The following is a 14,717-nucleotide window of genomic DNA, read 5'->3' as shown; positions in this document are numbered from 1 at the left end:
ATGTTGCCGCTGTGGATCGCCTTGCAGTTTCTCAGCAGTCTGCCGATACGGCTCCCGGGCATGCCCGAGCCGGAACAGCTCGGCCGGTCATTGCTGTTCTATCCGTTGGTGGGTTTGCTGTTTGGCCTGATCCTCTGGGGTTTGAATCTGCTGTTGGCCGGAGCACCGTTGTTCTTGCATGCGGCATTGTTGTTGACGGTGTGGGTGCTGCTCAGCGGTGCGCTGCACCTCGATGGCCTGGCCGACAGTGCCGATGCCTGGCTCGGCGGTTTCGGTGATCGCGAGCGCACGCTGACGATCATGAAAGACCCGCGCAGCGGGCCGATTGCGGTGGTGACGCTGGTGCTGGTGTTGCTGCTCAAGTTGGCTGCGTTGCTGGCGCTGATCGAGCAGGGGCAGGGGCTGGCGTTGATCATCGTGCCGCTGCTTGGCCGGGCGGCGTTGTTGGGGCTGTTTCTGACCACGCCGTATGTGCGTGCCGGTGGCTTGGGGCAGGCGTTGGCTGATCATCTGCCGCGCAGGGCTGGCTGGTGGGTGCTGGGCGTGAGCGCGCTAGGCTGCGCGTTGATTGCCGGGTTTGCCGGGATCGTTGCGGTGGTGACTTGCGTCGGCATGTTTGTCTGGTTGCGTCAGGTGATGATGCGCCGGCTGGGCGGGACGACCGGGGATACGGCGGGGGCGTTGCTGGAGTTGCTGGAGATGGGGGTGTTGGTTGGGCTGGCGTTGGTCTGAGGTTTTCGCGTCGGTTGTGCGGGCCTCTTCGCGAGCAGGCTCGCTCCCACATTTGAAATGCGGTTTGAATGTGGGAGCGAGCCTGCTCGCGAAGATGGCGCCCGCAAATGTTATGGGAAAACTCATCTGTAACTTGATTTAACACAGTCGCGGGTATATACACGCACCATGCTTCCTTCTCAGTGTTTGTGCATCAACCTGCGTCGCGCCGCGCGTGGCGTCAGCAGGCATTACGACGGCGCCCTCGACGGCTTCGGGATCAACGTTGCCCAGTATTCTCTGCTGTGCAATCTGCAGCGTCTGGAGCAACCGAGCATTTCCGAACTGGCTGAAGCCATGGGCCTGGACCGCAGCACTCTCGGGCGCAACTTGCGGGTGCTGGAAGGCGAAGGGCTGGTTGCGCTGGCCGAAGGCGAGGACATGCGCAACCGCATCGTCCGTCTGACCGAAACCGGTGCGCAGCGCCTGGCGGCGGCGCTGCCGGCCTGGGAAGCGGCGCAGGAGCGCTTGATTGACCGCCTCGGCGCGGAAAAACGCGAGACCTTGCTCAAATTGCTGGATGAACTGGCCTGACGCCAGTTTGTTCGCGCTCAAGCGGGTATATACCCGCGACCGGAGAATAATAATGACAACGATGTGGCGTACGTGCGGTTGGGTGTTGCTGGGAAGTGCGCTGATTCTGGCGTTGTCATTGGGCGTGCGTCACGGTTTCGGTCTGTTTCTGTCGCCGATGAGCGCGCAGTTCGGCTGGGGACGCGAGGTGTTCGCTTTCGCCATCGCCCTGCAAAATTTGATCTGGGGTCTGGCGCAGCCGTTTACCGGTGCGCTGGCCGACCGTTTTGGCGCGGCGAAAGTGGTGCTGATCGGCGGTGTGCTGTATGCGCTCGGGCTGGTGTGCATGGGGTTATCCGATTCGCCAATGACGCTGTCGTTGAGTGCCGGGCTGCTGATCGGTATCGGCCTGTCCGGCACCTCGTTCTCGGTGATTCTCGGCGTGGTCGGGCGAGCAGTGCCAGCGGATAAACGCAGCATGGGCATGGGCATCGCCAGCGCGGCCGGGTCGTTCGGCCAGTTCGCGATGTTGCCGGGCACCCTCGGCCTGATCGGCTGGCTCGGCTGGTCGGCCGCGCTGTTGGTGCTGGGCCTGCTGGTGGCGATGATCGTGCCGTTGGTGAGCATGCTCAAGGATAAGCCATTGCCGGTGCTCGGCCATGAGCAAAGCCTGTCCGAAGCCCTGCGCGAAGCCTGTTCGCATTCCGGATTCTGGCTGTTGGCGTTCGGCTTTTTCGTCTGCGGTTTCCAGGTGGTGTTCATTGGCGTGCACCTGCCGGCCTATCTGGTCGACCAGCATCTGCCGGCGACGGTCGGCACTACGGTGCTGGCGCTGATTGGCTTGTTCAATATCTTCGGCACCTACACCGCTGGCTGGCTCGGTGGGCGCATGTCCAAACCGCGCTTGCTGACCGGGCTGTACCTGTTGCGGGCGGTGGTGATCGTGCTGTTTCTGTGGCTGCCGGTCACCACCACATCGGCGTACCTGTTCGGCATGGCCATGGGCTTTTTGTGGCTGTCGACGGTGCCGCTGACCAACGGTACGGTGGCGACCTTGTTCGGCGTGCGCAACCTGTCCATGCTCGGTGGCATCGTGTTCCTGTTCCATCAGCTTGGCTCGTTCCTCGGCGGCTGGCTGGGCGGGGTGGTGTACGACCGTACCGGGAGTTATGACTTGATCTGGCAAGTGGCGATTCTGCTCAGTCTGTTGGCCGCGGCGCTGAACTGGCCGGTGCGCGAGCGCCCGGTTGCACGCCTGCAAGCCAGTGCGAGCGCCGCGTGAATCGCCTCTGGCCGCGACTGGCCCTCAGCGCACTCGGCGCCGCGCTGCTGGCGCTGGTGTGGTGGGGCTGGCAGCAGGGCGGTCTGGCCCTGATACAGCTGGGCATGAGCATTTGCTAGAACCCGGCATGGCGAGTAACGTCGAGGCCTGACAACTGCTCAAGGATGTTCGACATGTTGATGCGTTGGTGTGCTGTTCCCGCATTGCTGCTGGCGATGACCGGTCTCGCCCAGGCTGCGGAATGCCCGGAGCTGCTTCAGGGCTCGCTGCCCAAATTGCGGGCCAAGGAATCCATCGATCTGTGCAAAAAATACGCGGACAAGCCGCTGGTGGTGGTCAACACGGCCAGCTTCTGCGGTTTCGCCCCGCAGTTCGAAGGTCTCGAAGCGGTTAATCAGCGTTACAAACCGCAGGGCCTGGAAATGCTTGGCGTGCCGTCCAATGATTTCAAGCAAGAGTCCAAGGACAGCGCCGAAACCGCCAAGGTCTGTTACGCCAACTACGGCGTCACCTTCAACATGACCGAGCCGCAAAAGGTCCGCGGCGACGATGCCACGCACCTGTTTCAAGTGCTGGCTGCGCAGAGCAATGCGCCGAAGTGGAATTTCTATAAATACGTGATCGACCGGCAGGGCAAGGTCATCGCCAGTTTTTCCAGCCTGACCAAACCGGATGATCCGGAATTTATTGCGGCGATCGAGAAGGCGATTGCTTCCAAGCCGCTGGCCAACTGATTCACGCTGTTCCCTGTGGGAGCGAGCCTGCTCGCGAATGCGGTCTGTCTGACACTTCATTTTTTGGATGTGCTGATGCCTTCGCGAGCAGGCTCGCTCCTGCATTTGGATCTGCGGCATGAAAAAGCCCCGCCTCTGCAAAGAGAGCGGGGCTTTTTGTGGGCGAGGGATTAGCCTCGCCACGGTGCATCAGAAGCGGTAGGTCGCGCCGACACCGAAACCGTTTGCCGAGTTTTCATACTTGGAGTCGTAGCTCTGGCCACGGTTGTTTTCGTTGCGGATATGGACCGACTCTTCCTTCAGGTACGAGTAGGCAACGTCGATCGTCAGGTCGTCGGTCGGGCTCCAGCCGGCACCGATGCTGAAGATGGTCCGGTCGCCGGTCGGGATACGAGGCGAGCGGTCTTCGTTGTTGGTCGGCGACTGGTCGAAGGTCAGACCGGTACGCAGTACCCATTCCTTGTTCAACTGATACGACGTGCCCACGGCGTAAGCCCAGGTGTCGTGCCAGTTCTGGTCTTCGTTGATCGAACCGAACTGGCCGGCCAGCAGTGGCTGCACCCCGGAGTTCTTCACGGTGATCTTGTCCAGCTGGCTCCAGCGGGTCCAGGTGGTACCGGCGTAGACGTTCCAGCGATCGTTGATCGCCTGGGTGACCGACAGGTCTACGGATTCCGGGGTGGTGATCTTCAACGAAGCGTCGTACTTCTGGTTGGCGCCCAGACCTGCCAGCGCCAGCGCGCCGTATTTGACCTTGGTGTCGCCTTCGAGCTTGTAATCGACCTTGGAGTGGTAGGTCAGGCCCACGCGGGTGGTGTCGGTGGCTTGTACCAGCACGCCGATGTTGTAGCCCAGCGCGGTGTCGTCACCCTTGATCTTGACCTTGCCGTCCGGCAGCGCCTGGGTGATCGACAGGTTCGATTCCAGCGAGCCGTCGATGCGGTTGATGGTCGGGCCAAAACCGATCGACACCTTGTCGTTGAAGGCGTAGCTGACGGTTGGCTGGAAGGTGATGACCTGCACTTCGGACTTGCTGCCGAAGTAACGGCCGGCAAAGCCGTTTTCGTAATCGGTGATCAGACCGAACGGCACGTACACGCCCAGACCGAATGCCCAGTGATCGTCGATCGGCTTGACGTAGAAGCCCATCGGCACGGCGGTCAGGGGCACCATGTCGCCCTTGTTGCTGCCACGGTTTGGGCTGGAGCTGGCGTCGCTGATGTCGGTATGTGCGTCGACCAGGGCTACACCGCCAGTGACTTGTTCGCGCTTGATGCGCGCCATGCCGGCAGGGTTGCCATAAACAGTGCTTGCGTCGTCGGCAGAAGAAGATCGCCCGGCAAAACCAGTCCCCATCCCGCTAATGCTTTGTTCGTTGAGGGCAAAACCTGCCGCGAAAATTTGCGTGGAGGCGAGGGTTACGGCGAGGCTAAGGGTGGTTTTGAGCATGACTTTTTTCATTATTAGAACTCCTGGTGATCACCGGGGCGAAAATTACCAACATTTTCGCCGCAGCGCTATAGCCCGTATGCCTTGAGTTAGAGCGGTTTTGTAGGACAATCCGACCAAAATGGCGGCTTGTTACGAGAACTTGCGAAACCGCTTGGTCAGCAGGCGACCTGATTCAGCGGTGAAACACAGCTTTGCCACGCGCATGTGAAGTCGCGCAGACGACCCTGGGGCTGGAAGGTCTGACGCCAGATGCGCGCCATGGCCAACAGATCGTCGGGTGCGGGGAGGGTGGGGTTTTGTTCTTCGACCAGCAGCCAGGCGATGGCAGTGGCGTAACGCAGGTTGACGGTCAATTCGACATGTGGACCGCTGAGAAACGCATGCTGACTGGCGAGGCCGCGTACCAGGCTGGCACGCTCCGGGTCGAGCGCAATGTAGTCGTCCCATAGCGCTTGATGGCGCTGCTCGGCAATGCGGTATAGCCCGTGGCCACGGCGGTCATGCAGGGCGGATCCGAGGGCTGACTGGCTGGCGGCGATGCCCAGCAGCAGTGCTTCGGCGGTGGCGCAGTGACGGCCCAGATAAATCAGCGTGGGGCGGATCACATATCGACACAGTTCGCTGGCAGCGATACCCATAAATCCCTCGGTTCACGTAGTGAGTGGCGAGGCCTGAAGGAGGCTTGGCAGCGGTGGATCGGTTCAGGCCCGCCATGAGCGGATCATGCCGCTCGAGTTGAAGTGTAGTGTCATATTCGCGACGTAAAGGCCTGTTTTTAAATTCTTTTCGGCTTCGAGTTATAACTGTTATATCCGAAGGTGCTTAAACGCGGCAGGCAAAAAGCGAAACATCGGGCAATAAAAAGCCCCGCATATTCATGCAGGGCTTGTGCTTTTGCAGCCTTTTCGGCTCTCAGGCAATCAACGCCTGACGTGTACGCTCGATCACGGCCTGCAGCGGTTCGGCGCTGGAGTACTGATCGGGGTACAGACGCTCGCTGTGGCGGGCGATCCCGTGTTCATTGACCACGGTGAAGCTGAAGCAGCCTTTGCGAGCGGCCATGATCAGGCAGTTCATCGGTGCAAAGGCGTTGGTTAGGGTGCGGATGGCATCCTGAGTCTGGATTTGAGTAGACATGATTATTAGGTGTTCCTACAAATGACACGGATAAGAACCGTGCAACGTTAAAACGTTCCAGTAACGTCGATCACCATTGACCGAACGAAGAACCCGACTGGAACAAAGCAGCCAGTTGCAGCGCTATTAAGTTGGCGCGCTTGGGCTGGCAGGTAGGTACTTAGGAGGACAGGCATCACAACAAGGGCAAAGGTTCTGGGCCCGGGGTGAAGATCCTGATCAATTTGCAGGTTGGTTCGGTCAGAGTAAGTGTTCCTGGCAACACCCTTCACATCGGAGGAAGGCTGTGTTGACGCAAGATTTACCTGGAAACCATCGAGGGGTCGTTTCCCGCTTTTTTCGGTCTGGCTTCTTTACGAAAGGTTGACCGTGGGGGATGTGTTCGACCGGAATTGACTTTCAGCTTGGTACTAACGCCGCGGATAGTAACGGATCGATATCGTTAAAGCAAATGGCCTGCGGAAAAAACATTGCAGCCCAGCAATGGGTTTGCCTGGGCACGGAATCTGGCCGCCCGAAAACGGGCATTTTTCGACCGTCGGTCGGTGAGGTTTCGCTGATCGGCCGTACTGGCAAGCGGCTTATCAGACAATCAACTGTCAAAACGACCCGAAAAAGCGCAGCGATATAACCAGGTAACAGGTACTTGTGCACATTAGTTGCGCGGCCTGTCACAGCGCTGTCATATCCATCCTGACCCCGGTGGCTGCCTGCATCGAAAGTTTAAGTCAATGAAAAACATCGCTTTTTTTTGTTGGTGAAAAAATCGTCAGTTTGACTGCGAGCCCCGTTCCATAAGGCTTTGCGCGGATTGCAGGACGGTTGTCCACTGAGTTATCCACAGCTTCTGTGGATTGTCCCGAGCGCTTGCTCTAGCACGGGCGTGCCGGGTTGTTTTTAGACTTTACCTGTAAGAAAAAAAGAGTAGAGTGGCGCGCCTTCCGATTCGTCCCACAGTGCTTTATGAAGTTTCGCTCAGTATCAGACTCTGTTACCCCAGACCTTCCGCCTGTTACCTCGCCCAAGCGATTTTCCGTACGCGTTGCGGAATGGCTGCTCGACAGCCCGCGTCTGAGCGCCAGCCATAACGCCAAGCACCTCGCTGGCCGCCTGCTCAAGCAACCGGCGCGCGAAGGCGTGGTCACAGCGCAGAGCCGCCTCGGTCAACTGATGTGCCGCGAGTGCGGTAACGCCAGAGATCGACGCATCGGCCAGGAGCTGCTGCGCCAGGCCGCCCGCGCTGGCGACCGTCGCGCGCAACGGGAACTCGGCCTGCTCGAAGACTGAGCTGTCCAAGACCTGACACCTTGGTTAACCTTCAGGCTTTATCGGATCGGCAGGAGTCGCTATGGCTATGGACTTGACCAGCGTATTGCTCGGTCTCGCAGCGGCAGGGCTGCCCTTGTTGGCACTCGCCTGGCAACTGCAGCGCCGGGCGAGCAACGGGCAAGCTGCGCAGGCCTTGCTGGAAGAGCGGCTGGCGATGGCGCAACTGGCCCAGGACGGCCTCAACGCGCAGCTTGAGGCCTGTCGCGATGAAGTCGCCGATCTTGGCCAGGCCAATGCGGCCAAACAGGCTGAGCTGGCGGCCCTGCGTCGCGAAGTCGAACTGCTGCAGATCGAGCGCGACGATGCCCGCGACGCCGCCCACGCCTGGAACCTGGAACGCGCCAACAAAGAAGCCGAACTGCGCCGCCTTGATGCGCAAGCCGCGTCGCTGAACGCCGAGTTGCGCGAACAACAGGAAAGCCATCAGCAACGCCTCAACGATCTGCAAGGCTCGCGCGATGAACTGCGCGCGCAGTTTGCCGAACTGGCCGGCAAGATCTTCGATGAGCGCGAGCAGCGCTTTGCCGAAACCAGTCAGCAACGGCTCGGCCAGTTGCTCGATCCGCTGAAGGAACGCATCCAGTCCTTCGAAAAACGCGTCGAGGAGAGTTATCAGGCTGAGGCTCGTGAGCGCTTTTCCCTGGCCAAGGAACTCGAACGTTTGCAGGCGCTGAACCTGCGCCTGAGCGACGAAGCGACCAATCTCACCCGTGCCCTGAAAGGGCAGAAGACCCAAGGCAACTGGGGCGAACTGATTCTCGAGCGGGTGCTTGAGCACGCCGGTCTGGAGAAGGGCCGCGAGTACCAGACCCAGGTCAATCTCAAAGGCCCGGACGGCGAGCGCTTCCAGCCGGACGTGATCATTTACCTGCCCGGCGACAAGCAGGTGGTAGTCGACTCCAAGGTCAGCCTTACCGCCTATCAGCAATACGTGGCCGCCGACGATGACACCCTCGGGCAGATCGCGATCAAGCAGCACGTGCTGTCGCTGCGCAATCACGTCAAGGGCCTGGCCGGCAAGGATTACAAGCGTCTGGAGGGGCTGCACAGCCTCGATTTCGTTTTGCTGTTCGTGCCGATCGAAGCGGCGTTCTCGGCGGCGTTGCAGGCCGAGCCGACGCTGTTTCAGGAAGCGTTTGACCGCAATATCGTGATTGTCAGTCCGACCACCTTGCTTGCTACGTTGCGGGTGATTGACAGCCTGTGGAAGCAGGAGCGTCAGAGTCAGAATGCCCGGGAAATCGCTGAGCGCGCCGGGTGGCTGTATGACAAGTTTGTGTTGTTCATTCAGGATCTGGACGAGGTGGGCAATCGCTTGCAGCAGTTGGACAAGGCTTACAGTTCGGCGCGTAACAAGCTGACCGAAGGGCGGGGCAATCTGGTCAGTCGCAGTGAGCAGTTGAAGTTGTTGGGGGCGCGGGCGAGCAAGAGTCTGCCGGCTGATTTGCTGGAGCGGGCGATGACGGATGTTGATGGGCTGGTTGAGTTGCCTGACTAGAAGCTTGGCGCGCTCGGTTGTTGAGTGTATATCCGTTGCTTCGGGTGCTGCGGCCGGCGGTTTCGCCCTTACGGCGAGTCCCTTTTTCAGACGCCAAAAAGGAACCAAAAGGCTTTGCTCCTGCGTCCGGCCCTCGCAGGCTCGGGTTCCTTCGCTCCGGGATCGACCCCTCCACTCAGCCTTCCGACGTCGCCGGTTAGGCGAGATCAAGATCAAGGGCACTCGAGCTAACGCTCATTGTTGAGTGGTTAGAGGCGGTTGTTCGGCTTGGGATTTGTGGTGTGGCTGCCCCTCACCCCAGCCCTCTCCCGAGGGAGAGGGAGCCGATCTTGGTTGGCTTCTAAGTTTGCGTACGACTCGGTATCGCAGGTCGGTGTAGCTCTCGCATTCACCACGGTCAGTTCCCTCTCCCTCCGGGAGAGGGATAGGCGGGCGGCGTTCCGATGAGGGGCTTTTGATTCTTTCTTTGAGGTCACCCTTACAACGGCAAATACCTGCTCAACAACGCCCGCAACGCCGCCGGTTTCACCGGTTTGGCCAGATAATCCAGACCCGCTGCATGCACTTGGGCAACCATTTCCGGGCGCCCGTCAGCACTGATCACCACACCCGGCACCGGTTCACCGAGGCGCGTGCGTAGCCATGCCATCAGTTCGGTGCCGGTGTCGCCGTGGTCGAGGTGATAGTCGACCAGCGCCAGTTGCGGGCGGACGCCTTCGCTGAGCAGCGCTGCGCATTCCTCGCGGTTGCGCGCGGTCCAGACTTGGCAGCCCCAGCGGCTCAAGAGGCTGTTCATGCCGATCAGGATGCTGTCTTCATTGTCGATGCACAGCACCTGCGCACCGCTGAGCAATTTGCCATTGATTTCCGCGATGACGCTTGCCGGCGCGGCCTGCGATTTCGCGAGTGGCACGCTGACGCTGAATACGCTGCCACGCCCTGGCCACGAACGTACGCGTAGGGTATGACCGAGTACTCGGCATAAGCCGTCGGCGATCGCCAGGCCGAGGCCGAGGCCTTTTTCGGCGCGGGTCTGGTGGCTGTCGAGGCGTTTGAATTCCTCGAATATCACCTGCTGTTTGTCCTCGGGAATGCCCGGCCCGCGATCCCACACTTCCAGGCACAGCTCGCCACTGCGCCGACGTACGCCAAGCAGCACCGGGCCTTTGGCGTAGCGAAAGGCGTTGGTGAGGAAGTTTTGCAGAATCCGCCGCAGCAACTTGATGTCGCTGTCGATGCGCAAATGACTGCCGCGCACGCGGAAGGTCAGGCCCTGTTCCTGCGCCAGTGCCTTGAATTCGGCGCCAAGAATGTCGAACAGTTCGTTGAGCGCAAAGGGCTTGCGATCGGGATTGATCTTGCCGTTTTCCAGGCGGGAAATATCCAGCAGATCGCTGATCAGGTCTTCGGCTGAGCGCAACGAGCTGTCGAGGTGCTGCACCAGTTTTTGCGCGTCGCTGCTCAAGCCTTCGCTTTGGTGGGAGAGGGCGGCGGAGAACAGGCGGGCGGCGTTGAGCGGCTGCATCAGGTCATGACTGACCGCCGCCAGAAAGCGGGTTTTCGACTGGCTGGCCGCTTCGGCGGTGCCTTTGGCCGCGGTCAGCGCAAGGTTGAGCTGCGACAGCTCCTGGGTACGTTCGCTGACCCGTTGCTCCAGCCCTTCGTTGGCTTCGGTCAGCGCCTGTTCGGCTTCGCGGAACGCGGTGATGTCGGTGAAACTCATGACGAAGCCGCCGCCGGGCATCGGGTTGCCGATCAACTCGATCACCCGGCCGTTGGGGAACAGCCGCTCGGAGGTATGCGCGCGGCCCTGGCGCATCCAGTGCAGGCGCCGCGCGACGTGGACTTCCGCTTCGCCGGGGCCGCACAAACCGCGTTCGGCGTTGTAGCGAATGATGTCGGCAATCGGCCGGCCGACGCTGATCAAGCCGTCGGGATAATTGAACAGCTCCAGATAACGGCGATTCCACGCCACCAGTTTCAGCGACTGGTCGACCACGCTGATGCCTTGAGTGATGTTTTCAATCGCGCCTTGCAGCAGCGCGCGGTTGAATTGCAGCACTTCGGAGGCTTCGTCGGCGATGCGCACGACGTCCTCCAGCTGCATTTCCCGACCTTCGATGGCGGCTTTTACCACCGCGCGCGTTGAAGACGCGCCGAGTACACCAGCCAGCAAGCGTTCGGTGTGGGCGATCCATTCGCTGTCGGCATTCTGGTTCGGGTTGAAGCCTTTGCCCTGGCGGTAGGCGAAGCGAATAAAGCTCTGCCGCGCACGTTCTTCACCGACGAAGCGCGCGGCCAGTTGCAGCAGATCGTCGATCTGCACCGCCAGCATCGAGCGTGCGCTGGGTCGTGCGCTGATCTCCTGGCCGATGAAACGCCCGGCCTGCCAGTGTTCCGATACCCGCGTGCGCGACAGCACCGAGACCCAGGCGAACAGGGTGAAGTTGCCGGCCAGCGACAGCACCACGCCTTGGGTCAGCGGGCTGATCGGCAGGTTCAGCGGATTGCTGTGCAGCCATGCCAGCCCCGGAAAGCTGTTCAGTGACCAACCGAGACTGTGCGCGGCAATCGGCAAGACCAGTGTGTAGAACCAGAGGAATGTGCCTGCGGCGAGGCCGGCAAACACACCGCGGCGGTTGGCCTGTTTCCAGTACAGCGCGCCGAGCATGGCCGGGGCCAGTTGCGTCACTGCAGCGAAGGCGATCTGGCCGATGGTTGCCAGGCTCGCGGTGGAGCCGAGCAAACGGTAGCTGACGTAGGCCAGCAACAGAATGACCACGATGCTCACGCGGCGCACCGACAGCATCCACTGACGGAACACTTCAAACGGCCGCTCGGCATTGTTGCGCCGCAGCAGCCACGGCAACAGCATGTCGTTGGAGACCATGGTCGACAGCGCCACGCTGGCGACAATCACCATGCCGGTGGCCGCCGACGCGCCGCCGATAAACGCCAGCATCGCCAGCGCCGGATGCGCCTGAGCCAGTGGCAGGCTGATCACGAAGGAATCGGGCAGCACGTCACTGGGCAGCATCATCTGACCGGCCAAAGCAATCGGCACTACAAACAGCGCCGCCAGTGCGAGATAAGCCGGAAACACCCATTTGGCCAGGCGCAGATCCTGCGGATCGATGTTCTCCACCACGGTGACGTGGAACTGCCGCGGCAGGCAGATGATCGCCATCATCGCTACGCCGGTCTGCACCACCATCGACGGCCAGTTGATCGTTTCTTTCCAGTATTGCTCGAGGCGCGGCGCGAGCATCGCTTGATTGAACAGATCATCGAAACCGTCATACAAGCCGTAAGTGACAAACGCGCCGACCGCGAGAAATGCGAACAGCTTGACCAGCGATTCGAAGGCAATCGCCAGGACCATGCCGCGGTGGTGCTCGGTGGCATCGAGGTTGCGCGTACCGAAGACAATGGTGAACAGCGCCAGCACCAGCGAGACGATCAGCGCGGTGTCCTGCGCACGCGTGCCCATCGCGTCGGCGCCGGCGCCAATCAACAGGTTCACGCCGAGGACGATGCCTTTGAGTTGCAGGGCGATGTAGGGCAGCACGCCGACCAGACAGATCAGCGCCACGACCACCGCCAGCGATTGCGATTTGCCGTAGCGCGCGGCGATGAAGTCGGCGATGGAGGTGATGTTCTCCTGCTTGCTGATCATCACCATTTTCTGCAGGACCCACGGCGCGCCGACCAGCAGCAGGATCGGCCCGAGGTAGATCGGCAGGAATGACCACAGTTGTTCCGCCGCCTGACCGACCGCGCCGAAAAACGTCCAGCTGGTGCAATAAACCGCCAGCGACAGGCTGTACACCCAGGCACGCACACGCGGCGGCAACGGCGTGCTGCGACGGTCGCCGTAAAAGGCGATGGCGAACATGATGGCCATATAGGCCAGGGCGACGGCGGCGATCAGCCCGGTGGACAACGACATGCAACACTCCCGACAAAAGACTCCCGGGGCACTCCTGCCCGGGCGGACAGTCTGGCATGCGCGCGGCGGTTAGTCAGTGTCGACCATGGTCGTGGCGTGGCGGGGTGTCGCAGGTGTGGAGCCAGAGGGTTTTGTGCTGACCGACCTGGCCTTTTCGCGAGCAGGCTCGCTCCCACAGGGAGAGCGCATTGCCAAGGTGGGAGCGAGCCTGCTCGCGAAGGCGTCAGTCCAGACGCAGTGCAATATCGATCAGCCGATGCAGTTCTTCAATTTCCAGCGCCGCCGCCGAAAACAGAATCCGGAACACCACCGGCGCTACCACCAGATTGATCAGCCGATCGACACTCGGCGCCGGTTCATCCGGATAACGGTCAACGATGGTCTGCAACTGTGCACCGATAATCGTCACGCAATAGCCCGGCGTCGCGCTCGCCTGCACGTCGCGCATCATGTTGCGTCCGATCTCCGAACTCATCTCATCAAGATACTGCTCGGCCCAGGCCCGAACATCGCCGCGCAGACTGCCGGTGTCGGCCGGTTCGCTGTCCGGGCGCAGGCGGGCGAGGGCGACATCGGCAAGCAATGCCGCCAGATCGCCCCAGCGGCGATAGATCGTCGAGGGGGTAACCCCCGCGCGCGCGGCGATTTGCGGCACGGTCACGGTAGAGCGCTCCTGTTCTGCGAGGAGCGCACGGACAGCCGAATGAACCGACTCTTGCACCCGGGCACTGCGGCCGCCGGGGCGTAAACCTTCTTTAATAGCCATGGCGCAGACCTTAACACAAAGAATTTGCTTTAAGCGCGAGGCAGTAGCACACTCCGCAAAAGCAAAAAATTAGCTTTTGCGGAGTGTGCCCATGTCCAGCCTTGCATCCAATCGATCCAGCCTGTGGTTTCTGGCGATCACCTTACTGAGTTTTCTTGCCGCCTCCACCGCGCCAACCCCGCTGTATCATCTGTATCAGGAGCAACTGCAATTTTCCGCGACGGTGCTGACGCTGATCTTTGCCGTGTATGCGCTCAGTCTGCTTGTGGCGTTATTGACCGTGGGTTCGCTGTCCGATCACCTCGGCCGCAAACCGGTAATCTTTGCGGCGGTGGTGCTCAATGTTCTGGCGATGCTTTTGTTTATCTACGCCAACAGCGTGGAATGGCTGATCAGCGCACGCGTGCTGCAAGGTTTCGCCACTGGCATGGCCACCGCAGTATTAAGCGCGACATTGCTCGATACCGATCGCCAGCACGGCCCGCTGATCAACAGCGTGGCACCGTTGCTGGGCATGGCGCTGGGCGGGATGGGTTGCGGTTTGCTGGCCGAATTTGCCCCGGCACCGTTACAACTGACGTACTGGCTGTTGCTGGCGCTGTTTGTCTTGCAGGGCTTGTATGTCTGGCGGTTGCCGGAAAGCGTTACTCCGCAAGCGGGCGCGTGGGCTTCTTTGCGGCCGACCTTGCATGTGCCGATACAAGCCCGATCGACCTTGTGGCGGGTCTTGCCGCTAAACACAGCCACGTGGGCGCTTGGCGGGTTTTACGCCTCTCTCGCGCCATCGCTGGTGCGCACCGCGACCGGGTCGACGTCAAATCTGATCGGCGGCGCAACGGTAGCCGTGTTGACCGTGACCGGCGCGATGATGATTTTTATCATGCGTCAGCGACCTGCATCGCAAGCGCTGCGTTCAGGCGCCAGCCTGCTGCCGGTTGGTGTGATTTTGATTCTGCTGGGCGTGCACAGCGCCAGCCTGCCGTGGTTTTTCTTCGGCACACTGGTGGCCGGTTGTGGCTTCGGTTCGGGTTTTCTCGGCGCCGTGCGCAGCCTGGTGCCGCTGGCCTTGCCCCACGAGCGCGCCGGGTTGATGGCGGCGTATTACGTGCTCAGTTATCTGGCGTTCTGTTTGCCGGCGCTGCTTGCCGGGCACTTTTCGCATAGCTACGGGCTAGTGCGGGCAACGGATGGTTACGGCGCCGTGCTGATCGTTATGGCTGTCGCGGCACTGCTGCTCAGCTTGCGTGCAGCGTCCGCCAAAATGTGCAGCGCTCCATAATCCTCGA

The 14,717-nt window shown here is 60.8% G+C and carries 13 protein-coding genes; 8 read left to right on the top strand and 5 right to left on the bottom strand.

The genetic code is table 11. The annotated features are described in order from the left end of the window. From ACGSLL_RS21150 to ACGSLL_RS21130, 5 genes are all read left to right on the top strand, one after another. Complete coding sequence (locus tag ACGSLL_RS21150; protein ID WP_394507811.1) at nucleotides 1-732, top strand: adenosylcobinamide-GDP ribazoletransferase; 732 nt, start codon at nucleotides 1-3, stop codon at nucleotides 730-732. Between the two features lie 168 nt (nucleotides 733-900). Next, entirely contained in the window at nucleotides 901-1,305 is a 405-nt protein-coding gene (locus ACGSLL_RS21145) for a MarR family winged helix-turn-helix transcriptional regulator (RefSeq protein ID WP_394507810.1), read from the top strand. Nucleotides 1,306-1,357: 52 nt separating this feature from the next. Then, a complete protein-coding gene (locus tag ACGSLL_RS21140; protein WP_394507809.1) occupies nucleotides 1,358-2,566 on the top strand; it encodes an MFS transporter in 1,209 nt (402 codons plus the stop codon). Beyond that, complete coding sequence (locus ACGSLL_RS21135) at nucleotides 2,563-2,685, top strand: hypothetical protein (protein WP_394507808.1); 123 nt, start codon at nucleotides 2,563-2,565, stop codon at nucleotides 2,683-2,685. Before ACGSLL_RS21140 ends, ACGSLL_RS21135 begins: the two co-directional genes overlap by 4 nt. 54 nt (nucleotides 2,686-2,739) lie before the next feature. Next, on the top strand, nucleotides 2,740-3,300 hold the full coding sequence (locus tag ACGSLL_RS21130; RefSeq protein ID WP_394507807.1) for a glutathione peroxidase: 561 nt from the start codon (nucleotides 2,740-2,742) through the stop codon (nucleotides 3,298-3,300). Nucleotides 3,301-3,489: 189 nt separating this feature from the next. On the opposite strand, the gene ACGSLL_RS21125 is transcribed toward ACGSLL_RS21130, so the two are convergent. The 3 genes from ACGSLL_RS21125 to ACGSLL_RS21115 form a co-directional block, all read right to left on the bottom strand. After that, on the bottom strand, nucleotides 3,490-4,761 hold the full coding sequence (locus ACGSLL_RS21125) for an OmpP1/FadL family transporter (protein WP_394507806.1): 1,272 nt from the start codon (nucleotides 4,759-4,761) through the stop codon (nucleotides 3,490-3,492). A 146-nt stretch (nucleotides 4,762-4,907) separates the two neighbouring features. Further along, on the bottom strand, nucleotides 4,908-5,390 hold the full coding sequence (locus ACGSLL_RS21120; RefSeq protein WP_394507805.1) for a hypothetical protein: 483 nt from the start codon (nucleotides 5,388-5,390) through the stop codon (nucleotides 4,908-4,910). 274 nt (nucleotides 5,391-5,664) lie between these two features. Then, nucleotides 5,665-5,889: a hypothetical protein gene (locus ACGSLL_RS21115; protein WP_047736507.1), complete on the bottom strand. Its 225-nt coding sequence runs from the start codon at nucleotides 5,887-5,889 to the stop codon at nucleotides 5,665-5,667. 963 nt (nucleotides 5,890-6,852) lie between these two features. Here ACGSLL_RS21115 and ACGSLL_RS21110 point away from each other — a divergent pair. Both ACGSLL_RS21110 and ACGSLL_RS21105 read left to right on the top strand, forming a co-directional pair. Beyond that, nucleotides 6,853-7,176 carry an SEL1-like repeat protein gene (locus tag ACGSLL_RS21110; protein WP_394507804.1) on the top strand — a complete coding sequence of 108 codons (324 nt, stop codon included), beginning with the start codon at nucleotides 6,853-6,855 and terminating at the stop codon, nucleotides 7,174-7,176. A 175-nt stretch (nucleotides 7,177-7,351) separates the two neighbouring features. After that, the gene (locus ACGSLL_RS21105) at nucleotides 7,352-8,716 is read left to right on the top strand and encodes a DNA recombination protein RmuC (protein ID WP_394507864.1); all 1,365 of its coding nucleotides are present in this window, start codon (nucleotides 7,352-7,354) and stop codon (nucleotides 8,714-8,716) included. A gap of 478 nt (nucleotides 8,717-9,194) precedes the next feature. On the opposite strand, the gene ACGSLL_RS21100 is transcribed toward ACGSLL_RS21105, so the two are convergent. Next, nucleotides 9,195-12,665, bottom strand: coding sequence for a hybrid sensor histidine kinase/response regulator (locus ACGSLL_RS21100; protein WP_394507803.1), 3,471 nt, complete (start codon nucleotides 12,663-12,665; stop codon nucleotides 9,195-9,197). Between the two features lie 223 nt (nucleotides 12,666-12,888). Then, entirely contained in the window at nucleotides 12,889-13,431 is a 543-nt protein-coding gene (locus tag ACGSLL_RS21095) for a TetR/AcrR family transcriptional regulator (RefSeq protein WP_394507802.1), read from the bottom strand. 91 nt (nucleotides 13,432-13,522) lie between these two features. Between ACGSLL_RS21095 and ACGSLL_RS21090 the strand changes: the two genes are divergently transcribed. Then, nucleotides 13,523-14,710, top strand: a complete 1,188-nt coding sequence (locus ACGSLL_RS21090; protein ID WP_394507801.1) for an MFS transporter — start codon at nucleotides 13,523-13,525, stop codon at nucleotides 14,708-14,710. Nucleotides 14,711-14,717: the final 7 nt, after the last annotated feature.

The organism is Pseudomonas retamae (assembly GCF_043496865.1).
Classification (GTDB): Bacteria; Pseudomonadota; Gammaproteobacteria; order Pseudomonadales; family Pseudomonadaceae; genus Aquipseudomonas; species Aquipseudomonas retamae.
The sequence above is the reverse complement of the archived record's forward strand: the minus strand, read 5'-3'. Positions and strand labels throughout refer to the sequence as shown.